The organism is Roseateles sp. (genome assembly GCF_039929605.1).
GTDB lineage: Bacteria > Pseudomonadota > Gammaproteobacteria > Burkholderiales > Burkholderiaceae_C > Pelomonas.
Map to the genome: position 1 here is coordinate 28773 of NZ_JBDSQX010000075.1, position 26275 is coordinate 55047.

The following is a 26275-nucleotide window of genomic DNA, read 5'->3' on the forward strand; positions in this document are numbered from 1 at the left end:
TCGCCAATTTCGCAGACCCATGGCCGTTTTCACAGAAGTCAGCCCAGCGCAGGCCCAAGCCCTGCTGGACCACCTCCAACTTGGCAGCTTGAGCTCGCTGCGCGGCATTGGCGCCGGCATCGAGAACACCAACTACTTTGTCGACTGCACGCGCGACGGCCATCTGCACCGCTACGTGCTGACGCTGTTCGAGCGCCTGACGGCCGAGCAGTTGCCCTTCTACCTGCGGCTGATGCAGCACCTGGCCCAGCGCGGCGTGCCAGTGCCCGAGCCGCACGCAGATGCAACTGGCGAGATCCTGTTCGAGGTGGCGGGCAAGCCTGCGGCAATAGTCGACCGCCTGCACGGCGGCCACCAGATGGCGCCGGACGCCTTCCACTGCGCCCAGGTCGGCGCGACGCTGGCGCGCATGCACCTGGTGGGCAAGGACTACCCGCTGCACCAGCCCAACCTGCGCGGCCTGCCCTGGTGGCGCGAGGTGGTGCCGCAGTTGCTACCCTTCCTGGAGACGGCGCAGGCCGAGTTGCTGACGAACGAACTGGCCTACCAGGAGCAACTCGCCGCGTCGGCCCGCTATGGCGATTTGCCGACAGGCCCCATCCACGCCGACCTCTTCCGCGACAACGTCATGTTCGAGCCCGGCGAGGGCGCGGGCCGCGAGCGGCTGACCGGCTTTTTCGACTTCTATTTCGCCGGCGTCGACACCTGGCTGTTCGACGTCGCCGTCTGCCTGAACGACTGGTGCATCGACCTGAGCGACGGCCGCCTCATCGAGGATCGCGCCGCTGTCTTCGTTGAAGCCTACGAGACCGTGCGGCCGCTGTCCGGCACCGAGCACCGCCTGCTGCCGGCCCTGCTGCGCGCGGCGGGCTTACGCTTCTGGGTGTCGCGCCTGTTCGACCTGCACCTGCCGCGCGAAGCCTCGCTGCTCAAGGCGCATGACCCCGGCCACTTCGAGCGCGTGCTGCGCGAGCGCATCGCCAAGCCCTGGCACGCCATGCCGCTCGAGGCCGAATGATGACGATGCAACTGCATCTGCAGGAGGTGCCTGCCCGCAACGGCCGGCTGTGGATACGCCACGGCTTCAAGGTCTTCCAGCGCCAGCCGCTGGCGCTGTCCAGCCTGTTCGGTCTCTTCCTGTTCGTCGGCTTCGTTGCGATGCTGCTGCCCGGCATCGGCCCGCTGCTGACCTTTGCGTCGCTGCCGCTGCTGTCGCTCGGCTTCATGCTGGCCACCCATCTGGTGCTGCAGAAGAAGACGCCCATGGCCAGCGTCTTCATCGCGCCGCTGAAGCTCACACCCGAGCGTCGGCGCAGCCAGCTCATCTTGTGCCTCAGCTACGCCGTCGTGGTGGTGCTGATCGGCCTGCTCGCCGACTGGGTGGACGGCGGCAGCACGCGTGACCTGCAGAAGCTCATCTCCGAGAACGCCGACAACGAGGTCATCGCCCAGGCCGCGCTGGACCCGCGCCTGTTCTGGGGCGTGGCCACGCGGCTGGGGCTGGTGACGCTGCTGTCCGTGCCCTACTGGCATGCACCGGCCCTCGTGCACTGGGGCGGCCAGGGCGTGGCCCAGGCGCTGTTCTCCAGCACGCTGGCGCTGTGGCGCAACAAGGGAGCATTCGCGCTGAACGGCCTGCTCTGGGCCGCCGTGCTGATGGGCGTGGCTGGCGTCATCAGCCTGGTGTTCGGGCTGCTGGGCCTGGCGCAGTTCGCGCCCATGGCGCTGATGGCCACGGGGCTGCTGATGTCGACGGTGTTCTACGCCTCGCTGTACTTCAGCTTCGTCGACTGCTTCATGTTCGGCGCGCCGCCCGGCCTGCTCGACGGCGACGCCTGAGCGAACAAGCCGCCTCGGGTTTTCACGAGGGCGACATGAGAACTGCCTAGATTGCTGCACTTTCGTTGCATGCGCAGTCCGCAGTCTCCATGACCCAATCCAATGTTCTCCAACGTCGCCAAGCCCTGAAGTTCCTGGGCGCTCCCCTCATGCTGCCGCTGGGCGGCGCGGCCTGGGCCAGCCTGCTGACGGGCTGCGGCGGCGGCAGCGATGCCCCCGTGGCCAGCATGACGTCGGCCAGCTTCACCAGCATGGCCGCACCGTCACTGGCCACACCCGCCGACATGGCCAAGACCCTGGTCAGCTCCACACTGACGGTCAAACTCAGTGACGACACGACACAGGCCTTCGCGCTGGCCTACCAACCCTTCTTCACCACCGGCGACCTGGTGGCCGACGGCAAGGGCGGCACCGTCCTGGCGGGCGGTTATGTCGACTTCGCCGGCAAGCCCATCGTCGACGCCACCGTGGCGGGCCAGGAACGCCAGTTCTTCAGCGACTCGCCCGACGGCACCTCGCTGCTCAAGCTCGACAACGCCAGCGTCGCAGGTGTGAAGGGCAACACGGTGTTCGCCGTCGTGCAGTTCGAGTACACGACCTGGGCCCAGGACGGCAAAACCGACATGTACGGCCGCCTGCCCTCGCCCATCGCCGTGCTGACGCTAGACCAGGACCCGGCGACCGGCAAGCTGTCGCTGGTGAAGTACCACAACGTCGATACCACCCCGGCCATGGGCCTGTGGATCACCTGCGGCGCCAGCCTCTCGCCCTGGGGCACGCACCTGTCCAGCGAGGAGTACGAGCCCGACGCCTTCACCATCGCCGCCAACGCGCAGTTCCAGGCCTACAGCAAGAACCTGTTCGGCAGCGAGACCCAGGCCAACCCCTACCACTACGGCCACCTGCCCGAAGTGACCGTCAACCCGGACGGCAGCGGCACCATCAAGAAGCACTACTGCCTGGGCCGCATCTCGCACGAGCTGATCCAGGTCATGCCCGACAACCGCACCGCCATCATGGGCGACGACGCCACCAACGGCGGCTTCTTCATGTTCGTGGCCGACAAGGAGAAGGACCTCTCCGCCGGCACGCTGTACGTGGCCAAGTTCGGCGCCGGCTTCTCGCTCGACCCGGCCGCCGCAGGCGCCGCCATCACCTGGATCAAGCTCGGCTCGGCCACCAGCGCCGAGATCAAGGCCCTGGCCGACACGCTCAAGGCGACGGACATCATGGACGTGTCCAACACCGACCCGGCCGACGCCACGTTCACCAAGATCTGGCTGAGCGGCAAGGTGCAGTGGGTGCGCGTGAAGGCCGGCATGGACAAGGCCGCCGCCTTCCTGGAGACCCACCGCTACGCCGCGCTCAAGGGCGGCACGATGGCCTTTACGAAGATGGAGGGCACGACCGTCAACGTCAAGGACAAGGTCGCCTACTCGGCGCTGCAGAACATGCAGAGCTCCATGGTGCGCGGCCACGCCGCCTGGAACGAGGCCTACGGCATCACCATCGAGAAGGCGCTGAACGCTGGCGGCGTGCTGGCGCACACACTGAGCGCTGGCCAGAAGGACACGGCCAGTGCCGCTATCGATAGCGAATGGGTGCCGTCGCTGACCAAGACGCTGATGGTCGGCGAAGACCTCGCCGTGGCCGACGCCCTGGGCAACCTGGCCAACCCCGACAAGATCGGCGCGCCGGACAACCTGAAGTTCTCCGAGAAGCTGCGCACCCTCTTCATCGGCGAGGACAGCGGCTACCACGTCAACAACTTCATCTGGGCCTACAACGTCGACACCAAGGTGCTGAGCCGCCTCGCGTCCATGCCCTCGGGTGCCGAGGCGACGGGCCTGGGCGTGGTGGACGACCTCAATGGGTGGACCTACATCACCGCCAACTTCCAGCACCCAGGCGACTGGGGCACACCGCTTCACAACGTCGTCAAGGCCACGCTGGACCCGCTGGTGCGCGCCAACTACAAGGACCGCTTCGGCGCGCAGGTGGGCTACCTGACGGGCGTGGCCACGGGCATGAAGCTCAGCAAGATCGGCTGAGAGCCCGGGTTTGCTGCCTGGTCGAAAAAAAGGGGCTGCGAGAGCAGCCCCTTTTGCTTGAAGCCCTGCCTCCTAGAACTTCCCGAGCAGGTTCACGAACACGCCCCGGCTTCGATAGCTCAGGTCGGTGAGGTCCTCGGAGAAGTTCGTGAAGTTGTAGCCGACGCCGACCTTGAAGTTCTCGTTGACGTGGTAGTAGGCGGCGGTCAGCAGGCCACTCTTGCGCTCGGCGAGCTCGCCCGCGCGCAGCGTGCGCAGCTCCAGCAGCCAGTCGTACTGCCGCACCACCTTCCAGTCCACGCGCGCAATGGCCAGCTCGGCGCTGCTCTTGAACCAGCGCGCGCTGCTGTCCCGGCTGGGGCGGAGTTCGCCGCCACGCCATGCCAGCTTGCCGCCGATCGTCCAGCGGTCGCTGAGGTCGTAGGTCGCGTCCACCGCCGCCACCTGGCTGCGCTGCTGGTAGTCGATGCCCAGCGTGCTCACCGCCGTGGGCGTCACGTCGTTCGCAACCACCTGGCCCGGCGAAGACAGGTCGTACAGGTAGGTGTACTTCAGCAGCAGGTTGAGCTTGTCGTTGCTGACCGGCCGGAAGGCGTAGCCCAGCACCGCCTCGGTGTACTTGGCGGCTGCCAGCGTGTTCGCGGCGCTGTCGCTGTCGGCCCAGTTGAGCTTGCCCAGCCAGCGCGCGTTGCTGCCGTCCTGCACGCTGACCGAGTTCTTCAGCAGCCAGCTGCGCCGGGAATCGGTGGCGGTGCGGTCGCGCCGGTATTCCATGCCGCCCGAGTACTTCACCTTCGCGTTGACGAAGCCGACGGTGAAGCCCGCCGCGTCGCGGTCCGTCTGGCCTGCGTTCTCGGCTTCGATGCGGCCGCTTTCGGCGCTGGCCCCGAAGGTCCAGCGCTCGTCCGGCGCGTACTGCAGGCCATAGGCATGGGTCAACCCGCTTTGCAGGCCGGTGGTCTGCTTGTGCTCGGTGTAGACGCTCAGGCCGTCGGCGATGCGTGACTTGATGCCGCCCACCAGCGCGCCGCCGCGCGCGTTCAGGGTCTCGTCGGTGCGCCCCGTGTCCAGGGCATAGGTGACGTAGACATTGGAGCGGTCGTTGTACTGGTAGTCGACGCCGGCCTTGCCCGCAGCGCCACCGTCACCGCCCGAGGCTTCCCCGCGCAGCGACAGCTTGTCGTTCACGCGGTAGCGCGTTCCAACGCCCAGGCGGTCGTTGTCCTGGCGCGTGCCGGTGCGCCCGAGGGTCTTCTGGCCGAAGCCGTAGACGCCCCAGCCCTGGCCGCTGTCGTAGTCGAGGTTTACTGCAGCGTCGGTCCGCTCGCCGTTCACCACGGGCGAGCCGGGCAGCAGCGGTGAGGTGTTGACGGCATCGGTGGTCTTGCGGTCGGCGCGCAGGCCGCTCGACAGGGTCCAGCGGTCGTCGATGCGCCAGGCCACCTGGGTCTCGCCGGCATCGATGTTGTAGCCGTTGAGTTCGTCCTTGTGGTCGGCCTTCAGGCGCAGCTCGGTGCGCTCGCCCAGGGGGACCGTGGCACTGGCACCGGCCTGCCGGGTTTCGTTGGCGGCCACCTGGCCCGGGGCCGAGAAGCCGGCCTCTCGCACCAGGGCATACGCGCCGACATGGCCGCTCTTGGCCAGGTCGAAATCGGCCAGGTCGGCTTGGCCCTCGACGCGCCAGGCATTGGCGCCGCGCGGGTCGCCGGCCAAGGTGTTCTGCGAGAAGCCGAAACCGCCGTCGAGCGAGGTGGTGGTGCCGATGCCGGGCCCGTCGCTGCGCGCGGCCTCGATCTTCAGCGTGCTGTTCTCGCTCTTGCGCAGCAGCAGGTCGACGCTGGCCAGGCGCTGGTCGCCGCCCGTCTGGCGTTGCTTGGCGGCCGTGAGCCCCAGCCGCACGCCGTCGTTGACCCACCAGGCCGTGCGGCCACCCACGGCCAGCGTGTCGAGGTCGCCGGCCAGCGGCGTGTACTCGTAGTCCACCACCAGATAGGCCGGCTGGCCGCTGAGCCCGCCCGCGCGCACCATCGTGCCGTTATCGGCCAGGCTCGGCAGCGGCGAAGTGAGCAGCACGCGCCCTTGCAGGTAGTCGACCTCGTAGTCGCTGCCCGGGATGAGCGCGCGGCGCTGCAGCACCAGGCCCGAGTCGCGGTCGCGGATTTCCATCCACACCTTCTCGGCGCCGCGGCTGACGTCCTGCTGGCGCAGGTAATAGAGCGAGCCGCCGGTGCCGCGGAACTCCTCGCGTGCGGCCAGCGTGCCGGGTTCGGCGGCATAGACCTCGGCGCGCACGCGGGCCTCGCCGAAGGCGATGGACTCCGCGCTCACGAAGCGGCCCTGCAGGCCGTACAGCCCGCGGTTGACCTGGGCCAGCGTGTTGTCGCTGCCGAGGTTGAGCTTGAAGTTGCCCCAGAGCGCATGCGAGCGGCCGTCGTCCAGGCGCAGGTAGACGCGGCCCTGCGTGGGGGCGTCCTCGATGCTGGTGGAGTCGTCGCCGAAGGTGCCCCAGCTGTCCACCGGGTCCACCCGGCGGAACAACGAGGTCGGGTCCTTGCGGTCGAGGTTGCGGAACAGGTCCTTCAGCGGCCGCTCCTCGGTGTCCAGGCTGGCGGTGAGCGTCCAGCGCTCGTCCAGCAGCCCCTTGCCGTAGAAGGCCAGCCGGCCTTCGGTCCAGGTGTCGTTGTTGTAGCGGTTGTGCTCCTGCGTCACCAGCTCGGCCGGGCCGCTGGTGCGGTCGCGGCCGATGGTGAGGTCGGCCTGGCCGACGAAGAAGAAGTCGCGCTTGGGCAGCTCGAAATCGCGGCGGTAGATGCGCTCGCGGCCTTCGCTGCCACTCACGACGATCTCCCCCGTCTGCACCCGGCGGGGCACGAGCTGCTGCATCACGAACTTGCCCTGCACATCCACCGGCACGTCGAAGCCGAGCGCACGCACGCGCTCGCCCCGTGCAATGCCGTCGCCGCTGGCGGTGACGGTGCCGCCGGTGATGGGGATGTTGACGATGGCCAGCCGCGTGCTGCCGTAGGCCGCCAACAGGCGTTGTTCGGTGGTCGGCTCGTTGTTGCTGCCCGGCGCATGCCGGTCGGCCAGCGCCAGCGGGATGTCGTCGGTCTCGTCGAAGCGGCCCTCGGCGTCGATCACCCGCACGCGCCAGTACAGCTTGCGGCGTGCCAGCGGCGTCTGCGCCCATTCGGCCGGCACGGTCCATTGCGCGCGCAGCTCGGCGTCCAGCGGCACGGTGGCCACCAGTTGCGGTCGCATCGCGTCGTCACTGCTGTACAGGCGCAGTTCGGCACGGGCGACGAAGAGCCGGTAGTTGCTGTAGCCGGCGAAGCTCACGGCCTCACCCGGCACCGCGGTCGCGGGCCAGGCGGTGGCGTTCAGGCGGCGCGGCTGCACCAGGTTGTCGTACTGCAGGCGCAGGCGGTCGCGCTCCAGGCGCACATCGATGCAGCGCTGGCGGTCGGCGCTGGAGCTGTCGCTGCCCACCACGGCCTGGCCGTCGATGGTCAGGCGCAGCGGCGAGTCGTCGCTGGCGTAGGGCGTGAGCATGTTGCAGGCGCTCGGGTCCAGCTGCGTCACGCGCACCTGCTTCTCCACCTGGGCCGGCGTCGTCTCCTGCCAGTACACGCGCACTTCCACGCGCCGGTTGGCAGACCAATTGGCGCGGTCTTCCTTCGGCGTGGCCAGCGGCTCGTCGGGGCCGCGGGAGTCGGCCCGGTAGGCGCTCGCGGCCAGGCCGAGCTGCTGGGTCAGGTAGCGGCCGACCTGCTGCGCACGGGCCAGCCCCAGGGCCTGGTTGTCGGGGAACCGCGGCAGCAGCTCGGGCTTGATGCGCTGCACGTCGGTGTGGCCGACGATCTCGAAGCGCAGGCCCGGGCGGCCGCGCACCTGCGCCACGATGGCGTCCAGCCGCGCCATGTCCTCGGGCTTGAGCAGGTCCTCGCCGGAGTCGAAGTGCGGCGTGTGCGAATCCTCGCGCGGCTGCACGGTGCCGGGGATGGTGCGGCTCAGCTCCTCGCGCTGCTCCTTCAGGCCGCGAGGGTCGCCCAGGATCACGGTGAGCTTGGGCAGCTCGCGTTCGCTGGAAGCCGGCAGGTGGTCGCGGCCGTCGATCTCGACGGCGCGCCGGTCCGCCTGGCAGCGGTCGCTGAAGCGGCCGCGGGCGTCGGCGTGGCAGGTGGCGGCGCTCGCCGCATCGGCGGCCAGTGCAGGCAGCGCGGGCAGGCTCATGGCCAGGCAGGTGGCGGCTGCGGCGCCGGCCAGCGCCGCGCGTCGGAAGTTGGGACGGGTCATGCGGTGGGCGCGATCAGGGTTCGGAGGCAGGGTCGTCATGGCGGGCTCCTGCATCAGCGGTTCAACAAGGCCGGCATGCGCTCGACCTCGATGTCCAGGTTGAACAAGGCCTTGCCCTGCGCCTGCCCTTGCGCCTTCCAGCGTTCGAGCAGGGCGGACTTCAATGCCGCGAGGCGGGCCTCGCCGAGTTCGGGCGCTTCAGCCGGCGCCGGCTGGTAGGCCAGGCGCAGGATGGAGGGGCGCTCGACCAGCGCAGCCACGGCCTGGTCCAGGCGCGCCTGGTGCGCCGGCTGCAGCGCCACCTGGCCGTCCACGAAGGCAGCGGCCTTCATGTCCAGCCGCACCACGCGGTGCACCGTGGCGCCGAAGTTGACCTTCAACGCCTTGCCGCGCGTGGCGCGCTCGGCGGCCGGGTTTTCGGTGGTCACGCGGTAGCCCGAGGGCAGCGTGCGTTCGTCCACCTTCAGCACCAGGTTGCTGCCGGTGCCGTCCTTGGGCACGGCGGCGCAGGCGATGTGATAGCGGCCGTCGGCGTCGGTGTTGACCAGCAGGCCGTTCACCGTGGCAACGCGCACGTTGGGGATGCCGGGCTCGCCTTCGTCCTGCACGCCGTTGGCGTTCTTGTCGTCGTAGACCTTGCCGATCACGTCGGTGCAGTCGAACAACGCGTCCGGCACCACCCGCACCGCCGCAGTGGCGACGTTGGAGAGCAGGCGCCCGTCGATGCCCTGCGTGGCGAGCACGCTGTTGACGTACTGGCCCTCGCCCACACCGACGCCGACCGCCAGCACCATGACGATGCGCTTGGTCTCGCCGAGCACGAACGACTGGTTGGGCAGCGTCAGCTGGCGGCCAGCCAGGCTCGGCTTGGCCGGCATCACCGGGCCGTTGGGCAGGGTCTGCACGGTCAGCGACCCCTCCAGGTACTTGAAGCCGGGCGGCAGCGTGTCGACGAGCGCCACGTTGCCCACGGGGCCGCTGCTGGCATTGCGCGCGGTAATCACGTAAGGCACCGGCTCGCCCTTCTTCACGGTGAGCTTGGAGGTCGTCTTGCGCAGATCGATAGCCATGCCCGAGCCCTGGCGGTCCAGCGGGATGTGGTTGTTGACCACCGGCCGTGCGCCGCCCGTGCCCATCTGCCAGCTCATGAAGTACGGTGCGGCAGGCCCGGCCACGGGGCGCGGCGCGGGGCTGACGATGCAGGCCTCGCTGCCGCGCGTCGTGCTGGTGTTGCCCGGCGCGCTGCAGTTCACCGCGTCGAGCGGGCCCGTAGCGGGCGGATAGGCGGCGGAGGGCAGGTAGCCGGCCGGCGGCGTCACCGCCACCGTGTACAGGCCCGCCGGCGCACCCGGCAGCAGGAAGAACTGGTAGGCACCCTCGGGGCCGGTGGTGAGCGCGGCATTGCCGCCGAGCAGCTGTGCCGCCGGGTCGAAGCCCGCCGGGCCGCTGAGCGTGACCACCGCACCCGGCACCGGCTCGGCGCTCAGGCTGTCGAACACCACGCCACCCGGGTCGAGCGGCAAGTCCTGGTTGGCCACGGACACGCCGGTCGTCACCGTCAGCGGGATCCAGCCGCGCGGCGCCATGCCCCGCACGGTGGGGAAGCTGCCGTTGGGCGCGTTGAGCACCGGGTCGGTGGGCCACACGCCGCCCACCAGTTGGCCTTGCGGGTCACGGAAGCGCAGCTGGTAGGCGCCGGACACCACGTTGTCGAAGCGGTAGCTGCCGTCGGCGCCGGTGCTGCGGGTGTCGAGCACCTGGGCGCCGGCATTGGCGCAGGTGGTGCTGCCGTCGAGGCAGCTCACCAGCTCCACGGTCCAGCCGGCGACGGCGGGTTCACTGCCCCCGGCGACGCGGTCGTGGTCGGTGTCGCGCCAGGCGCGGCCACTCACGACCGCCGGTGCGCTGCTCTGCTCGAAGAAGTCATACGCCGTGCCGCGCGCCGCCGCTGCGAGCAGCTTGACGTTGATCTGGCGCGGTGCCGGCACCGTGCCACCCAGCGTGCCGGGCGTCTCGCCGGTGTGGGTGGAGTTGGGCACTGGCGACTGCACGAGGGTGTAGCCCGCGCCGTTGTCCAGGGGCAGGTCGGTGAAGCTGTAGCTGCCATCGCGCGCCGTCACCGTGGTGCGGCTCACCGGCTGGCCGGTGGCGTCGGTGCCGGTCAGCGTGAGGGTCACGCCGGCCAGCGGCAGGTCGCCAGGCTCACGTTTGCCGTTGCCATTGGCATCGTTGAACACGCTGCCGGCGAGCGAGGCGCCCTGCTCGCCAAAGTCATAGCCGTCGCCCGAGCCGCCTGTATAGACGAGCCCGGCGATGCGGTCGTTGGTCGCCAGCGTGCCGGTGCGCACGCCGTTGAGGCGGCCCACGGTCTCGGCCGCATCGGCATAGGTGACCGGCTGGGTCTCCACGATGGTGTAGCCGGTGGCGTCCGAGGGCAGCACGCCGTCGAACAGGTACTGGCCGTCGGCGCCGCTCGTGGCGGTGATGCTGACGGGCAGGCCGCCGGCGCTGGTGCCGGTGAGCTTGAGCGACACGCCGGCAATCGGCGGCTCGCCCGCGTCGCGCTGGCCGTTGCCGTTGCTGTCCACGTAGACCGCGCCGGTGATCTGGCCGCCGCGTTCGCCGAAGTCGTAGTCCGTGCCGGCCTCTTCCGAGGCAAGCACGATGGCGCCGATGCGGTCGTTCACACCGCCCGGGTTGGCCGTGCCGCGGGCGCTGCCGCCCACGGTGCCGACATGCTCAGGGCCGTCGCCGGTGCCGGCGGGCTGGGCCTCGTCGAGCTGGTAGCTGCCGGGCAGCAGGCCGGTGGCGCTGAAGCTGCCGTCCGCCGCGCTGGTGAGCACGGTGGAGACGCTGCGGCCGAAGAAATCCGCGCCGGTCAGTGTGACCGTCACGCCAGGCAGCGGCGGCTCGCCAGCGTCGCGCTGGCCGTTGGCCGGCGCGATGTCGGCATACACATGGCCCGCCAGTGAGGCGGCGCGCACCGAGGCGAAGTTGTTGTTGCTGGAACCGGAGCCGGGGCTGCCGAGGCGGATGCTCTGCACCACCGGCGCATCGGAGCCGTTGGGGCCGACGCTCACGCCAGCGCCGCTGGCTGGCACGCTGCCCGCGACCGAGCCGTTGCCGGCCACGGTGCCGGCGCGCGTGAGGCCGGGGAGATAGCCGGATGGCCGCGTCTCGGTCACCGTGTAGGTACCGGGCGCGACGTTATTGAACGCGTAGTCGCCGTTGGCATCGGTGGTGGTGGCCGTCGACACGGCGTTGCCGTTGTCGTCGGTGCCGGTCAGCGTGATGGTCACGCCGGCGATGCCGGGCTCGCTGGCGACGGCGCCGGGGCTGCCATCACTGTTGCGGTCGTAGTAGCTGCGGCCGCGGATCTGGCTGCCGGTGAGTTCGCCGAACAGGTAGTCGCCCTGGGCGGCCGGCGTGTTGGTGCCGGCGATGGTCACGCTCTGAATGACGTTGCCGTTGGCCAGCGCGCTGCCGGCGTTGCCGTTGGCATTGGCCTTGCCGGGCGCATAGGTGGCCGGCTGCGTCTCGGTGATGGTGTAGCCCGCGACGGCGGACGGCGGCACGTTGAGGAATTCATAACGGCCGGGCTGGCCCGCGACGGGCACGGCGACGATGTCCACCGGCGTGCCGGTGCTGCTGTTGCCGGTGAGGTGCAGGGTCACGCCGGTGATGCCGGCGTCGCCCGTGGCGGGCAGGCCGTCGTTGTCGGCGTCCTCGAATACGCGCACCGTCACGCGCGGCAGGCGCTCGCCGAAGTTGTAGCCGGTGGCGCTGGTGTTGGAGCCAAGCGTGATGGCGCTGATGCGCTCGTTGGTTGCGATGCTGCCGCCGGCACTGCCGGCCGTCTCGCTGCCGTCGGCCAGGCCGTCGGGCTGCGTCGGCTCGATGACGCTGTAGCTGCCGGGCAGCAGGTTGGCGAAGCTGTAAGTACCGTCGGCCGCGCTGGTGGTGCTGGCGCTGACGGCATTGCCGAACAGGTCGGTGCCGGTGAGCTGCAACGCCACGTTGGCGATGCCGGGTTCGGCAGCCGTGAAGGCGCCGTTGTAGTCGGCATCCTGGTAGACCCGGCCGGCGATGGCGGCGGCGCGCACTTCGCCGAACAGGTTGCTGGCGGAGCTGCCGCCGGTGCCCAGCACTATGTTCTGGATCACGTTGGCGTTGGAGCCGTTGGGGCCGCTGGTCACGCCCGCGCCGCTGCCGGGCACGGTGCCGGCGCTGCTGCCAGTACCGCTGGCGGTACCGGCACGCGTGATGCCGGGCAGGAAGGCGCTGGGTTGGGTCTCGGTCACCGCGTAGGTGCCTGCGGGGACGGTGAAGCTCCAGTTGCCGCTCGCATCACTGGTGGTGGTGCGCGTGACGGCATTGCCCAGGGCGTCGGTGCCGGTGAGCGTGAGCGTCACGCCGGCGATGGCCGGTTCGCCCGTATCGCTCTGGCCGTTGCCGTTGGTGTCTTCGTAGACGCGGCCCGACAGCGCGGAGGTCTGCGCCGTGATGCTGCCGCTGCCGAAGTTGTTGCCGGCGCTAGGGTCGGCTCCGCCGTTGGTGTCGCCCGAGCCGGTGGTGACGATGCTCGCGGTGTTGCTGATCGCCGTGCCGTTGGCCAGGTTGCTCACCAGCTGCACGGGGATGCGCACGGTGGCCGTACCGCCCGAGGGCATGCTGGCGATCGCACAAATGGTGCTGCTGCCGCCGGCGCTGCCGGTGCAGGTGGGTGCGGCGGGCGTGAAGCTGCCGGAGTTGACGCTGAACACCGGCGTGCCGGTGAGCTGCAGGCCCGCGGGCAGGGTATCGCTGAAGCTGGTGGTCTCGGCGGCCTGGGGGCCGTTGTTGCGCAGGTTCACCAGCCAGTCGAAGGACTGGCCTTGCGCCACGCTAGCCAGCGGCGTGCTGGTGCCGCGTTGCACCGCCGTCTTGTCCACCACCTGCACGTCGGCCTTTAAGCGGAAGGTGGTGGGTTCGGTGGCGCTGTTGTTGGCCTGCGAGTCGAAGGCGTCCTGCGCGGCATTCGCGAAGCGCACCGAGGCCGTGTTGGAGAAAGTGCCCTTGTCGGCGCCCTGCAGGCGCACGCGCACCTGCACCGAGCTGGTCTCGCCGGTGGAGCCGCTGCCGTCACCGCCCAGGCTGGTGATGGTGCAGCTGATGCTGCCGCCGGCCACGCCGACGGTCACGGCCGAGGTGTCGCACACCACGCCCGCCGGAAGCGGCGTGAGCAGCGCCACGAAGGTGGGCGCGCCGGCCGCTGCAGGCAGGGTGTCGGTCAGCACCACGTTCTCGGCGGTGGACGCGCCGTTGTTGGTGACGGTGAGCGTGTAGGTGACGTTGTCGTCCACGTTGACCGGGTCGACGTCGTCGGTCTTGTTGACGATCAGGTCGTAGGCCGGCGCGTTGATGGCGGTGGCCTGGGTGGCCGTGTTGTTGGCCGCGCCGCCGCTGATCTCGGGCGTGGTGGTGCTGACCGTCACCGAGTTGGTGATGGAGCCACCGCCACCCAGGGCGGCGGCCAGCGCTGCGGTGGCGCGCACGCGCACCGTGACGGTCTGCTGCGAGCCGCGGGCGATGGACGCCCAGCCGCAGGCCAGCGTGTCGTTGCCCGGGGCGGTCGTGCTGCCCACCGTGGGCGTGGTGGTGCAACTGCCGCCACCGCTGGCGCTGGCCGACAGGTAGACGAGGCCGGCCGGCAGCGTGTCGTTGACGCTCACGGTGAAGGCGCGGCTGGCGCTGGTGGCCGAGGGGTTGCTCGCCGTGATGGTGTAGGTGAGAAGCTGGCCGGCCGAGACGGGGTCGGGGTTGTCCGTCTTGGTCACGGTCACGTCGGCGCGGGCCATGTAGTAGGCACTGGCCGGCGTGTTGTTGTTGGCCGTGTTGTTCGTCAGGTTGGGGTCGGCCTCGTTTTGCGCCAGGGCAAAGGCGGTGTTAGTCACCGTGAACTGGTCGCTGCCCGAGGCGCCGTCGCCGAAGTGGCGCACCGTGACCTGGTAGCGCGGGCAGTCCACACCGGCCGTGCACATCGGCAGGTTGGTGACGGTGCAGCTGCCGAGCGAGACCGCCGAGCCCGAGGGCGTCAGGCTGCAGGCGCCCAGCGTGGCGCTGCCGGCCACGGTGGCGAGCGAGTACTGGCTGTTGTTGGCGTTGAAGACGTTGTTGAAGGTGTCGGTCACGGCCACGTTGGTGGCGGCCTGCGGGCCGGCATTGACGACCTCGATCTCCCAGACGATGGCCGAGCCGGCCTCCTGCCGGTTGCCGGCGGCGTCACCGATGCCGACGACGCGCTTGAGCACCGACACGTCGGCCTGCGCGGCATTGAGCTGCGGGTTGACACCCACGCCGGTGCAGTTGTTCGCGGGCACGCCGTCAGCCGGCGCGTTGGCCGAGGCCACGCACACCTGGTTGGTCAGCGTGCCGCCGGCCGCCGTCGCCTGCGCATTGATCGTGACGGTGCTGCTGGTCGCATTGACGGCCAGCGCGACATTGCTGCTGCTGCAGGTGATGGTCACCGGGCCGGCCTGCGGGAAGCTGGCGCCGCCGGACGACAGGCAGCTGAAGCCCGCAGGCGCCGTGATGCTGTTGACCTGCAGGTTGGCCGGCACCGTGTCGGTCAGCGTGATGGTGCCCGTCGACGGAATCGCGCTCGGGCCAAGGTTGGTGGTCGAGATCGTGTAGTTGAAGGCCTGGTTCACCGGCACGGCGGCCTGGGGCCAGCTCTTGCCCTTGTTGGCGCGCAGGTCGGCGGCTGGGTCGATCACCGTGGCGTTCACCGAGCCATTGGCCGGGCTCACGCCGGTTGCGCTGACCGTGGCGGTGTTGACGATGCCCGCGCCGCTGGTGAGCGCCTGCACGGCCGCCGTGATGGTGCCGAGCGAGACATTGCTGCCGGCGCTGCCGGTGCCGCTGCGCGTGCAGCTGAGCGTGCCGCCCGCAGTGGGGCAGGTGCTGGACGCCGTGCAGGTCCACGCGCCGCTGGTGAAGTTGGCCGGGGCGACGGGGCAGAAGTTCGCGGGCAGGTTGTCCTGCACCTGCGCACCGCTGGGGAAGTCGCCGCTGTAGCGCGGCGTGAACTGGTAGTTGAAGGTCTGGCCCACCTGCACCGGGTCGGCCACCGACTTGGTCTTGGTGACCGAGAGGCTGCTGCCTGCGGTGACCGTGGTGTTGGCGCTGGCGACGTTGTTGCTGCTGTCGCCATCGCCCACGCCGCCGGTGCCGGTGATGTCGGCCGAGTGCGTGAGCGTGGAGCTGCCGCCCACGCCGATGACGCCGGTGACGGAGACGCTGGCGGTGCCGCCATTGGCAATGGCACCGAAGCTACAGCGCAGCGTGCTGCCCGCCAGCGAGCAGCCGCCCGGCGTGGCGCTGAGCGCGAAGCCCGGCGGCACGCTGTAGCTGAGCGTGGACGATGGCGACGCATTGGGGCCGCCGTTGGTGACGGTGAGCACCACGTTCTGCGTGCTGCCGGCGGCCGCAGTGGCCACCGTGTTGACCGCGAGCTGCAGGTCCGCGCCGGTGTCGACCGTGGTGGTTTCGCTCTGCGAGCCCCCGCCGACGATGGCGGCCTGGACGGTGATCGTGCCGGCGGCCTGTGTGCGCACGCGCAGCGGCACCTGCACCGTGTCGAGCGCCGGCACGTCGATGCCCGTGCAGGTGACGGTGCCCGGGCCCGCCTGGTTCAGCGCCATGCCGGCGCAGGACACGCCTGCGGGCAGCGTGCCGGTGCCGGCGTAGCGGCCACCGGCGGGGATGTCGAAGTTGAGCGTGACGTTGCTGCGCGCGGCGCCCAGCGCGTCACCGATGCCGACCGTGTACGTCACCGTGCCGCCGGCAGCGATGGGATCGAGGCTGTCCGGCACGCCGGTGACGACGAGCTGGGCGTGGGCGCTTCCCGCAAAAGCAAGTCCCAGGGCCAGCGGCACGAGGGCATGACGAACGAGGGAACCCGCGCTACGGGCAAGACTTGGCAACAGGCGAACAAACGTCATCGTGTTTTTCAGGCAAGGCGAAGCCCTGCCCGCAGAAGGCACAACAAAAAAAGGGGGATCGGATCAGCCGGTGGCCCGGCCTTGTAGATGGCGCGTCAGACGCGTGGGCGTTCCGACGGCGCCGCGCACGTTACGGCGCCAGCGGCGAATTGACATGACCGGGACATTGCCGAGACATGACCGGACGGCTGCCGAGAGCAAAGACGCTCAGGCGTGTGAAGAGTCCTCGTCCAGCGTGGCGCGATACAGCAACGCGCCCAGCGCGCCGCCGACGACCGGCGCGACCCAGAACAGCCACAGTTGCTCCAGCGCCCAGCCGCCCACGAACAACGCGACGCCGGTGCTGCGCGCCGGGTTCACGGAGGTGTTGGTCACGGGGATGCTGATGAGGTGGATCAGCGTCAGCGCCAAGCCGATGGCCACCGGCGCCAGGGTGCCGGCGGCGCGCTTGGCCGTGGCACCGAGGATGATCAGGATGAACAGCGCCGTCATCACCACCTCGGTGACGAGCGCGGCCAGCAGCGAATAGCCGCCGGGCGAGTGCTCGCCATAGCCGTTGGCGGCAAAGCCGCTGGCCACCAGGTCGAAGCCCGGCTTGCCGGTGGCGATCAGCGCCAGCACGCCGCCAGCGGCCACCGCGCCCACCACCTGGGCGACGACATAGGGCAGCAGCCGAGCGGCAGGAAAGCGCCCGCCGACCCACAGGCCCACCGAGACGGCGGGGTTGAAGTGCCCGCCCGACACCGGGCCGACGGCGCAGGCCATGGTCAGCACCGTCAGGCCGAAGGCGAGCGACACGCCCAGCAGGCCGATGCCCAGTTGCGGGAAGGCCGCCGCGAGCACTGCGCTGCCGCAGCCTCCCAGGACGAGCCAAAACGTGCCGATGAACTCGGCGGCCAGTGCTTTTTTCATGCTTCCTCCTAGCGGGTGATCCGGTGCCGCGCAGGGTGAAAGCGCAGCGGTCGCAATGATCGGGCGCCGCAGCCGGCAAGGCCAGCCGCGCTGACCTTTGTTGACGTTCGACCCGGCTCTGTCAGCCCGCCGCGCTGGCGGGCAGCTCGATGAAGAACACGTTGCCCTGCTCCTGGCCGCACCAGCCTGCATGGCCGCCATGGTGCTGGGCCACGGCCTGCACGAAGGCCAGGCCCAGGCCCGCCCCCGGGGCGCCGGCCTGCGCCCCGACCCCGCTCCCGCCGCGGCGGAAAGCCTCGAAGAGGCCGGTGGCCAGCTCCGGGCGCAGCGGCACGCCCGCGTCCCTCACCTCGATGCGCCAGCACGCCCCGGCGGCCATCAGTTGGCAGTGCACGCGCCCACCGCGGGGGCTGCCATGCTTGAGGGCGTTGTCGATCAGGTTCACCAGCGCGCGGGTCAGCATCGAGCGGTCACCCGAGACCAGGCATTCATGCGCCGGCGCCGGGCAGTCCAGCGTCACCGCCCTGGCCTGTGCCAGCGGCCAGCAGCCGTCGACCGCCTCGATCAAGGCATCGCGCAGGTCCAGCACCTCCAAGCGGTAGCCCTGCGCGGTTTCCGCACGGGCGAGCTGCACGAAGCCCTCGGCCATTGCCAGCGCGCGGCGCGACTGCGCTTCGATCAACGGCAGCACCGAAGCGGCATGGGCACCGTCCTGCAACTCGATCAACGCCAGCGTGGCCGACAGAGGCGCCCGCAGGTCATGCGACAGGAAGTGCAGCGCCTGCTGGCGCTGGCGTTGCAGCGAGCGCACATGCGCTGCAGCCGCGGCCAGCGCCGCCATCCGGCGGTCGAGCAGGTCGCCATGGATGGCGGGTGGGTCGTAGCCCTCGCCGGGGGGCAGCTGCTGGCGCGTGCGCTCGAACTCACGGGCCAGGTAGGCGAGCGCCGCTTCGAGCCGCTGCCAGCTCCACAGCGGGTACAGCAGCAGCAGCCCCAGCAGCGCCGCCCCCGGTTGCCATTGCACGCCTGCCCATTGCGTCAACTGCAGCGCCCAGGCCAGGCAGACGGCCGCAGGCAGCAGCGCCAGCAGTGCGCCCACCGCCAGCCGTGGTGGTGCCAGGCGCAGGGCCAGGGCGGCCAGGCCGAGCACGAGCAAGGTCAGCAGCGCCGCCTCCCAGGGCGCGGCGGCGCGCAGGCTGCGACCTTCGCGCAGGGCGGCGATCGTCTGCGCTGCCATCTCGACACCCGGCATCAACGCGTCCTGGCTGGCCATGGGCGTGGGGTAGGCGTCCGACAGGCCCGGCGCCGTGGCGCCGACCAGCACGATGGCGCCACGCAAGGACGCAGGCGGCACCCGGCCTTCAAGCACGTCGAGGTAGGACAGGCGCCGCACATGCCCCGGCGGGCCGGCGAAGGGAATCGTGTAGGGCTGCGCGCGCCGCCACCGGCCCGGCTCGGCACCAGCACCAACATCAGCACCGGGCGGCGGGCCGCTCAGCTCCTCGCCTGCAGCCCTGAGCACGGCCAGCGCGAAGTTCTCCCACAGCACGTCGCCAAAGCCCTCGTGCAGAAAGACGCGCCGCGCCACGCCATCGGCATCCAGCGCCACATGCACATGCCCCAACCCGGCAGCGGCAGCGGCGAGCGCCGGTGCCGGCAGCGACACCACCGCCGCGCCAGGCTGCATCGGCGCCATGCGCAGCGGCAGCACCACGCGGCCATTGCGCCGCATGGCCGCAGCGAGCTGCGCGTCGTGGGCGGCATCGGGCTCGGAGAGCAGCAGGTCCAGGCCCACGGCGCGCGGCGCGGCTGCGGTGAGCGCGTCCAGCAGCCGTGCATGCACGTCACGCGGCCAGGGCCAGCGCCCGATGGCGGCCAGGCTCGCATCGTCGATGCCCACGACCACGATGTCCTGCGGCATGGGGCGGGCGGCCCAGGCGAGCAGGCGGTCCGAGAGCAGGGCATCGGCCCGGCCCAGGCCGTTGAACGCCCCGAGCGCCACGAATGCCGCCACGAAGAGCAGCAGCCCCAGCCGTGCGCCCCGCCACCCATGGCGGCCGGCCAGCCGGCGAGTGCGCTGCGGCCGGGGCATCAGCGGCTCGTCTGCACCCGCTCGCCGCTGCCCTGCTGCACCGGGTTGCCGTCGCTGCTGCAGACGCTGGCGTCGGTGTGGACCAGGCGTGGCGGCGAGAACGCCGAGCGCATGCCCTGCGCACTGATGGCCTGCATGCGCAGCGCGTAGGGCAGGCAGCGCGGCGGCACCGCAAGCTGCAGGCTGCCGGCCGCAACCTCTTCGTCCTGCAGCACGGCGCCGAAGCCGGCATCGGTGGCCACCTGCACGCGGTAGCGGTAGCCGTCGAGCGGCTTCCATTGCACCTGCCGGCCGTCGGCCACGATCTCGTCGGCGAGCGGGGCCGGCGGCAACGGCACGACGACAAACCGGCCGGGGTCGCCGAAGGGCCCGCGCTCGAGGCCGCCATCGCCCTCCGGCGCCAGCGAGGCCACGCGCCAGTACACCTCGCCGACGGGCAGCGCCTGCAGTTCGAAGTGGCAGCGCCCGCTGCCCTGCTGTTCCTGCAGCAGCGGCTCGAAACGCGGGTTGCTCGCCAGCTGCAGCAGGTAGGCCTGGGCCAGCGGCACGTCGGTGCAGGCGATGGCCACGCCGTCCGGGCCGACCGTGGCGCCGGGCAGCGGTGACTGCGCCAGCGGGGGCACCGGCGTGGTCTTGACCCACAGCGGGCCGCTCGCCTCGGCGCCCAGCAGCCCGTCGCCGTCCATGGCCCGGGCGCGCAGGCGGTAGCGCCCGTCAGGCAGGCCGTCGAGCACCAGCGGCGCTGGCGCCTCGACCGACCACAGCACGCGCGTGAAGGACGCGTCGTCCGCCACTTCGACGCGGTAGCGCTCGGCCCCGGCCACCGGCGGCAGCTGCAGCAATCCGGGCTGGGCTTCGACACGCAGCGGCTGGCCAGACAGATCGGGCGCCGGCAGCAGGGGCCTGAGCTGCGGCGGGCCGCCGGGCCGCACCACGGCGCCCTGCCCCGCCCGCACGGCCACCGGCAAGCCGCCTGCGCGCGCCAGCGCCTGCACCTCGACGGTCCCTTCGATCACGTCGGCCGCAGTGCGCCCCGCCTCGGCGGGCACCGACACGCCGAAGCGCGTGCCGCGCACGCCAGCGGTTGCTAAAGGCGTCTTCACCTGGAAGTGCGAACCGGGCGACTGCGGCGCCACGTCCGCATCGACACGGCCCTGGTTCAGCTCGATCAGGATGTTGCGGCGCTGCGCCGCCGGGAGGTCGCGCAGGCGCAGCAGCCGGGAGCGGCTGTTGGCCTGCAGTTGCAGCAGCGATCCGTCGTGCAGCCGCAGGCTGACGAAGCCCTGCGCGCCCACCTCCAGCCCAGCGCCTTCGGGCACCAGCGCGCCGATGCGCAGCGGCGCCCCGTCGGCGCTGACCGGCCCGCGCACATATTCGACCCGCGCGGGTGCGACCGCGCCCTTCAGCAGCGACGCCGGCAACAGCAGGCGCTGATGCGGGTGAAGGCGAAACGGCCGCGCCAGCCGGTTGAGCTTGGCGACTTCGGGCCAATGGCGTGCATCCTCGAGCAAGCGCCCGGCGATGACGTAGAGCGACTCGCCGCGCTGCACTTCGTAGGGCACCGTGTCCTGAGCCGGCGCTGCGCTTGCAGCGAAGGCGGCCACGGTCATCAGGCTGGCCATCAAACGCGCCGTCATGCCGTGTGCGCCTCAGCCGAGCCGGCCACTGCGGGGTCCAGGGCCTCCAGCCGATAACCGTGCCCGTAGACGGCGACCAACCGGTAGCCGCGCTCGGGCCGCAGGCCGAGCTTGCTGCGCACGGCGGACACATGGGTGTCCAGCGTGCGCGTTGGCACCTCGGTATCCCGCCCCCACACGGTTTGCATCAGGTAGGCACGCGACAACAACTGCCCGAGCCGCTGGAAAAGGCAGTGCGCAAGCGCGAACTCACGCTGCTTGAGCTCGATGGGCTGGCCCTCGTACAGCACCAGGCATGAGGACGGCTGCAGCAGGAAGCCGCCATGCTGCAGGCCGGCCTCCTGCGCGGGGTAGGCACGGCGCAGCAGGGCCAGCATGCGGGCCTTCAGCTCGGCGCTGCGCACGGGCTTGGTGACGTAGTCGTCCGCACCGGCGCTCAGGGCTTGAACCACGTCCCGCTCCTCATCGCGATGGGTCACGAAGATGATGGGCGCGCGAACACGGTGCTGCCCGCGCAAGGCGCGCAGCACGTCCAGGCCGGAGGTATCGGGCAGTTCCCAGTCGATCAGGAAAAGGTCGAAGGTGGCCTGCCGCACCGCCTGCAGCAGCGCGGCTCCGCTGGAAAAGCGGTGGCAAGCATGACCAAGCGCCCCAACCACGCGGGCAAGCAGGTCGAGTTGGTGGACATCGTCGTCAAGAACGGCGATCTGCATGGCTGTCGTCGGGCGCAAAGCCGCGCATTGTCAACGACGCCGCCAGCCGCGGGCCACTGGTTCCTCCTCGCCCTCGGAGTAGATCCACACCTCGCCCACGGCGAGCGATAGTTGCGCCTTCGGCTCCGCGCCTCGCGGGTTCGGAACCAGCACTCACGATGACCTTCATGCCCACGACCCATCACTCGCTCACCGGCCTTATCGCCGCCTTCATCGGCGGCTGCCTTCTCGCGGTTTTCGCACCGGCCGGCGCCGCCGGCCTGGATGAAGCCAACGCCATGACGCGGCAGTTCGTGCAGAAGACCATGCAGGAGCGACGCATCCCTGGCCTGCAGATCGCCGTCATCCAGGACGGCCAACTGGTGCTGAGCGAAAGCTACGGCCTGGCCAGTGTCGAGAACCAGGTGCCAGCGACCAACACCACTTTGTTCCCGCTCAACTCGGGCACCAAGCCCGTCACCGGTGTCGCCATGGCGCAGTTGGCCCAAGCCGGGCTGGTGGATCTCAACGCGCCGATCTCGCGCTACCTCGATGACTTGCCCGCGACCTGGCGCGCCATTCGCGTGCGGCAACTGCTGGCACACACCTCCGGGCTGCCGGACATCGTCGAAGAGCCGGGCCTGATGGCAGGCAGCACGGAGGCCGGCATGTGGAAGGCGGTCAAGGCGCGGCCCGTGGAGGCCCAGCCGGGCGAGCGCTTCGCCTACAACCAGACCAACTACGGCTTGCTGGCGCAGATCATCGCCAAGCAGACCGGCATGCCCTACGAGCAGTACGTCGCGCAACGGCAGTTCGCCGTCGCCGACATGCGCGCATCGACCTTCGGCGACAGCTACGACCCGGTGCCGCATGCGGCCACGATCTACAGCTACTTTCCCCGCCGCACGCTGGCCGCCAACGATGCCAACCGGCTGTCTCGCTGGCTCTACGAAATACCGTACTCACTGAACGCAGGCGGCGGGCTGCTGACCACGGCGAACGAGATGGCGCGGTGGATCATGGCGCTGACCAGCGGTCGCCTGATGCCGATGAGCCAGCTCGATGGCATGTGGGCGCCGGAGAAGCTCAACGGCGGCGCCTCCGGTGATTGGTCAGCGGGCTGGCCGGTCCTCGCTGTGGCGCCCCATCGCCAGGTAGCCGGCATCGGCGGCAACCGATCCGCCTTCGTCATCTACCCCGACGACGGGCTGGCCATCGTGGTGCTGACCAATCTGGTGGGCGGCAACCCCGAGCGCTTCATTCCGCAGATTGCCGAGCTCTACAGCAAGCGCTTGCCGGGCCAGTTGGCGCACTGACGCCGTTTGAGCGCGCGACCTCAGCGCTCTCGCGGGATCGCATAGGTCCCCGTCGCGTGCGCCACCGGTTCGTCCTCGCCTTCGGAGTAGATCCACACCTCGCCCACGGCCAGCGTCTTGCCAAGCTTCATCAGCCGGCATCGCGCCACCAGGCGCCGGTCCGCACGCGGCTTGCGCAGGAAGTTGATGGAGAGGTTGGTCGTCACCGCCAGCGGCACGATGCCGATGCGCGCGAGGATGGCGATATACAGCGCCACGTCGGCCAAAGTCATCATGACCGGGCCCGACACCGTGCCCCCAGGCCTCAGCTCGTGCTCGCCCACCGGGTGGGCCACGACGACGCTACCGTCGTCGTCCAGCTCTTCCAGCGTGCAGCGGTTCTGCGGGAATTCGGTGGCCAGAAAGTCGGCCAAGGTCTTCAAGTTCACGACTGCGGATGAGGTCACGGAGCACTCCTTGGCACGGTGCAAGCAGCTTATGGCAAGCTAACGGCCCACGTCGCCAACTTCGGGGCCCGCCATGGACACCACTTTTGAAACCCTAGAAGCCGAGGTGCTGAAGCTGCCGTTGGCCCAGCGCACGAAGCTCCTGGACCGCGTGGTGGCCAGTCTCGACGCCGATGCCGCCCGTGATGCAGCCTGGGATGCAGTTGCCGCCAGCCGCGACGCCGAAGCCGCGCAACTCGTACCGATGGATGAGGCGCTGGCGCGGCTTCGCAACGAGCACGCGTGAGCCGCTTCTTTGACCCCAGGGCCGAAGCGGAGTTGGCCGCAGCGTTCCGGTTCTACCGGCGAGAGGCTGGCGTGCAGGTGGCTCAGCGTTTTCTGGAAGAGTTCGAACGCATCGCGCGGCTCATCGAGCACCAACCCGGGCTGGGCACGCCGACCGGCGACGGCCGGCGCAGCTATCCGCTCCACGACTTTCCCTACTCGGTGATCTACGCCACCGACCAGTGAGGCTTGCGCGTGCTCGTCGCGCGACATCAGCACCGCGAGCCGTCTCACGGCGACGGTCGACGCTGATCAATCAATCGGCGTCAGCTTCGCCACCGACAGCGCCAGCCACTTGGTGCCGTGGCGGCCGAAGTTCACCTGCGCCCGCGCATCCGTGCCCGTGCCTTCCAGCGTCAGCAGCACGCCCTCGCCGAACTTGGTGTGGAACACGCTCTTGCCCACGCGCAGGCCGCCGTGCTCGTTGGACACCTTCTGCCGCATGGCCACCGGCACCGGCGGCTCCACCCAGGCCGCCTTCTCCACTCGGCCGGCGCCCACCATGCCCTTGAGGCCGGTGCCGCGGTCCCAGGCCTGCTGGTACTCACGCGCAAAGCCCGAGCCGAAGCCCTGGTTGCGCGGCGTCAGCCACTTCAGCGCGGCCTCGGGCAGCTCGTCGAAGAAACGGCTCTTGACGTTGTAGCGCGTCTGGCCGTGCAGCATGCGCGTCTGGCAAAAGCTGAGCGACAGCTTCTGCCTCGCCCGCGTGATGGCCACGTACATCAGGCGCCGTTCTTCCTCGATGCCGTCGTGGTCGGACATCGCGTTCTCATGCGGGAACAGGCCCTCTTCCAGGCCGGTGATGAAGACCGCGTCGAACTCCAGGCCCTTGGCCGAGTGCACGGTCATCAGCTGCACGGCGTCCTGCCCGGCCTGGGCCTGGTTGTCGCCGGCCTCCAGCGAGGCGTGCGTCAGGAATGCCACCAGCGGCGACATGATCTCGCCGGTCTCCGCGTCGGGCACGGCGCCCGGCGTGCCAGCCTCGGCGACCTCGTCGACCGGCAGGCCTACGGCGTTCTTGCCGAAGCCCTCCTGCATGACGAAGGCCTCGGCCGCATTGACGAGTTCGTCCAGGTTCTCCAGCCGCTCGGCACCGTCCTTGTCGGTGCGGTAGAAGTCCGCCAGGCCCGAGGTCTCCAGCACCTGCTCGATGATCTCGCGCAGCGTCATGCCCTGCGTGAGGTTGCGCGTGGAGTCGATGAGGTTGGTGAAGGCCAGCAGGTTGGCGCCGCCCTTGCCGGTGATGGCGCTCACGCTCTGGTAGAGGCTGCGGCCCGAGGCCTTGGCGGCGTCCTGTAGGTTCTCCAGCGTCTTGGCGCCGATGCCGCGCGTCGGGAAGTTGACGACACGCAGGAAGCTCGTGTCGTCGCTCGGGTTCTCTAGCAGGCGCAGATAGGCCAGCGCGTGCTTGACCTCGGCGCGCTCGAAGAAGCGCAGGCCGCCGTAGACGCGGTACGGGATGCCCGCGTTGAACAGCGCCGACTCGATGACCCGCGACTGGGCGTTGCTGCGGTACAGCAGCGCGATCTGCTGGCGGTCCAGCCCGCTGCGCACCAGGCCCTGGATCTCCTCGATGAGCCACTGCGCCTCGGCGAAGTCGCTCGGCGCCTCCTGCACGCGGATGGGGTCGCCCGGGCCGGCGTCGGTGCGCAGCGTCTTGCCCAGGCGCTGCGCGTTGCGGCTGATCAGCTCGTTAGCGGCGTCCAGGATGTGGCCGAAGCTGCGGTAGTTCTGCTCCAGCTTGATGACGCGCTTGACGCGGTACTCGCGCTCGAAGTCCGCCATATTGCCGACGCGGGCGCCGCGAAAGGCGTAGATGCTCTGGTCGTCATCACCCACCGCCAGCAGGCTCTGGCCGGTGTCGCCATTCGGCGGCGCGAACATCTTCAGCCACGCGTACTGCAGCTTGTTGGTGTCCTGGAACTCGTCGACGAGGATGTGGCGGAAGCGCCGCTGGTAGTGCTCGCGGATCGCGGCGTTGTCGCGCAGCAGTTCGTAGCTGCGCAGCATCAGCTCGGCGAAGTCCACCACGCCCTCGCGCTGGCATTGGTCGTCGTAGTTGGCGTAGATCTCGACGAGCTTCTTCGTCTGCTCGTCGTGCGGCACCACGTCGCCGGGGCGCTGGGCTTCTTCCTTGCAGCCGGCGATGAACCAGCCGACCTGCTTCGGGACAAAGCGCTCCTCGTCCAGCTTCATCGCCCTGATGACGCGCTTGATGGCCGACACCGTGTCGCTGGAATCCAGGATCTGGAAGGCCTGCGGCAGGTTGGCGAGCTTCCAGTGCGCGCGCAGGAAGCGGTTGCACAGGCCGTGACAGGTGCCGATCCACATGCCGCGCACGTTGAAGGGCAGCATCGTGGAGAGCCGCGTCAGCATCTCCTTGGCCGCCTTGTTCGTGAAGGTCACGGCCATCACGCCGCTGGGGCCGACCTGGCCCGTGTTCAGCAGCCAGGCGATGCGGGTGGTCAGCACGCGCGTCTTGCCCGAGCCGGCGCCGGCCAGGATCAGCGCGGGCTCCGGCGCCGCTGTGACGGCGGCGAGCTGCTCGGGGTTGAGGTTGCGCAGGAGGGGGCTGGCTACAGCGTCGACCACTGGGTCGACAGGGAAAGAGGTCATCGCCGCATTTTAAGGAACCGGTTCTTACAGGTCGGCCGGCATCCTCCGTGGCTTCGCAATAAGCGTTGGTGA

General features: G+C 70.1%; 14 protein-coding genes. 6 read left to right on the plus strand and 8 right to left on the minus strand.

Annotated features, from left to right (window positions below; translation table 11 throughout):
- Positions 1-19 precede the first annotated feature (19 nt).
- The 3 genes from ABIS05_RS10260 (at position 20) to ABIS05_RS10270 (ending at position 3890) form a co-directional block, all read left to right on the plus strand.
- Positions 20-1018, plus strand: a complete 999-nt coding sequence (locus ABIS05_RS10260; RefSeq protein ID WP_348009871.1) for a homoserine kinase — start codon at positions 20-22, stop codon at positions 1016-1018.
- A gap of 5 nt (positions 1019-1023) precedes the next feature.
- The gene (locus ABIS05_RS10265) at positions 1024-1839 is read left to right on the plus strand and encodes a BPSS1780 family membrane protein (RefSeq protein WP_348063249.1); all 816 of its coding nucleotides are present in this window, start codon (positions 1024-1026) and stop codon (positions 1837-1839) included.
- Positions 1840-1928: 89 nt separating this feature from the next.
- Positions 1929-3890 (plus strand): alkaline phosphatase PhoX, encoded by a 1962-nt coding sequence (locus ABIS05_RS10270; RefSeq protein WP_348009873.1) that lies wholly within the window; start codon positions 1929-1931, stop codon positions 3888-3890.
- Positions 3891-3962: 72 nt separating this feature from the next.
- On the opposite strand, the gene ABIS05_RS10275 is transcribed toward ABIS05_RS10270, so the two are convergent.
- The 6 genes from ABIS05_RS10275 to ABIS05_RS10300 form a co-directional block, all read right to left on the minus strand.
- Positions 3963-8225, minus strand: coding sequence for an OmpA family protein (locus ABIS05_RS10275; protein WP_348009874.1), 4263 nt, complete (start codon positions 8223-8225; stop codon positions 3963-3965).
- 14 nt (positions 8226-8239) lie between these two features.
- Complete coding sequence (locus tag ABIS05_RS10280) at positions 8240-16102, minus strand: SdrD B-like domain-containing protein (protein ID WP_348063250.1); 7863 nt, start codon at positions 16100-16102, stop codon at positions 8240-8242.
- A gap of 273 nt (positions 16103-16375) precedes the next feature.
- The gene (gene aqpZ / locus ABIS05_RS10285; RefSeq protein ID WP_348009876.1) at positions 16376-17080 is read right to left on the minus strand and encodes an aquaporin Z; all 705 of its coding nucleotides are present in this window, start codon (positions 17078-17080) and stop codon (positions 16376-16378) included.
- 121 nt (positions 17081-17201) lie between these two features.
- Positions 17202-19172 carry a CHASE2 domain-containing protein gene (locus tag ABIS05_RS10290; protein WP_348009877.1) on the minus strand — a complete coding sequence of 657 codons (1971 nt, stop codon included), beginning with the start codon at positions 19170-19172 and terminating at the stop codon, positions 17202-17204.
- The gene (locus tag ABIS05_RS10295) at positions 19172-20809 is read right to left on the minus strand and encodes a FecR domain-containing protein (protein WP_348009878.1); all 1638 of its coding nucleotides are present in this window, start codon (positions 20807-20809) and stop codon (positions 19172-19174) included. The genes ABIS05_RS10290 and ABIS05_RS10295 overlap by 1 nt, the downstream gene beginning before the upstream one ends.
- Positions 20806-21522, minus strand: coding sequence for a response regulator transcription factor (locus ABIS05_RS10300; protein WP_348009879.1), 717 nt, complete (start codon positions 21520-21522; stop codon positions 20806-20808). Before ABIS05_RS10300 ends, ABIS05_RS10295 begins: the two co-directional genes overlap by 4 nt.
- Before the next feature lie 158 nt (positions 21523-21680).
- On the opposite strand from ABIS05_RS10300, the gene ABIS05_RS10305 reads away from it, so the two are divergent.
- Positions 21681-22817: a serine hydrolase domain-containing protein gene (locus tag ABIS05_RS10305; RefSeq protein ID WP_348063251.1), complete on the plus strand. Its 1137-nt coding sequence runs from the start codon at positions 21681-21683 to the stop codon at positions 22815-22817.
- 20 nt (positions 22818-22837) lie between these two features.
- On the opposite strand, the gene ABIS05_RS10310 is transcribed toward ABIS05_RS10305, so the two are convergent.
- A complete protein-coding gene (locus tag ABIS05_RS10310; protein ID WP_348009881.1) occupies positions 22838-23263 on the minus strand; it encodes a PaaI family thioesterase in 426 nt (141 codons plus the stop codon).
- A gap of 73 nt (positions 23264-23336) precedes the next feature.
- Between ABIS05_RS10310 and ABIS05_RS10315 the strand changes: the two genes are divergently transcribed.
- Positions 23337-23549: a hypothetical protein gene (locus tag ABIS05_RS10315; RefSeq protein WP_348009882.1), complete on the plus strand. Its 213-nt coding sequence runs from the start codon at positions 23337-23339 to the stop codon at positions 23547-23549.
- On the plus strand, positions 23546-23773 hold the full coding sequence (locus ABIS05_RS10320) for a type II toxin-antitoxin system RelE/ParE family toxin (RefSeq protein ID WP_348009883.1): 228 nt from the start codon (positions 23546-23548) through the stop codon (positions 23771-23773). Before ABIS05_RS10315 ends, ABIS05_RS10320 begins: the two co-directional genes overlap by 4 nt.
- A gap of 66 nt (positions 23774-23839) precedes the next feature.
- On the opposite strand, the gene ABIS05_RS10325 is transcribed toward ABIS05_RS10320, so the two are convergent.
- Positions 23840-26203 carry a UvrD-helicase domain-containing protein gene (locus ABIS05_RS10325; protein WP_348009884.1) on the minus strand — a complete coding sequence of 788 codons (2364 nt, stop codon included), beginning with the start codon at positions 26201-26203 and terminating at the stop codon, positions 23840-23842.
- Positions 26204-26275 lie beyond the last annotated feature (72 nt).

Coding starts and splice junctions, on each gene's coding strand:
- ABIS05_RS10260 (WP_348009871.1), top strand. CDS start 20: ATGGCCGTTTTCACAGAAGTCAGCCCAGCGCAGGCCCAAGCCCTGCTG.
- ABIS05_RS10265 (WP_348063249.1), top strand. CDS start 1,024: ATGCAACTGCATCTGCAGGAGGTGCCTGCCCGCAACGGCCGGCTGTGG.
- ABIS05_RS10270 (WP_348009873.1), top strand. CDS start 1,929: ATGACCCAATCCAATGTTCTCCAACGTCGCCAAGCCCTGAAGTTCCTG.
- ABIS05_RS10275 (WP_348009874.1), bottom strand. CDS start 8,225: ATGACGACCCTGCCTCCGAACCCTGATCGCGCCCACCGCATGACCCGT.
- aqpZ (WP_348009876.1), bottom strand. CDS start 17,080: ATGAAAAAAGCACTGGCCGCCGAGTTCATCGGCACGTTTTGGCTCGTC.
- ABIS05_RS10290 (WP_348009877.1), bottom strand. CDS start 19,172: ATGCCCCGGCCGCAGCGCACTCGCCGGCTGGCCGGCCGCCATGGGTGG.
- ABIS05_RS10295 (WP_348009878.1), bottom strand. CDS start 20,809: ATGACGGCGCGTTTGATGGCCAGCCTGATGACCGTGGCCGCCTTCGCT.
- ABIS05_RS10300 (WP_348009879.1), bottom strand. CDS start 21,522: ATGCAGATCGCCGTTCTTGACGACGATGTCCACCAACTCGACCTGCTT.
- ABIS05_RS10305 (WP_348063251.1), top strand. CDS start 21,681: ATGACCTTCATGCCCACGACCCATCACTCGCTCACCGGCCTTATCGCC.
- ABIS05_RS10315 (WP_348009882.1), top strand. CDS start 23,337: ATGGACACCACTTTTGAAACCCTAGAAGCCGAGGTGCTGAAGCTGCCG.
- ABIS05_RS10325 (WP_348009884.1), bottom strand. CDS start 26,203: ATGACCTCTTTCCCTGTCGACCCAGTGGTCGACGCTGTAGCCAGCCCC.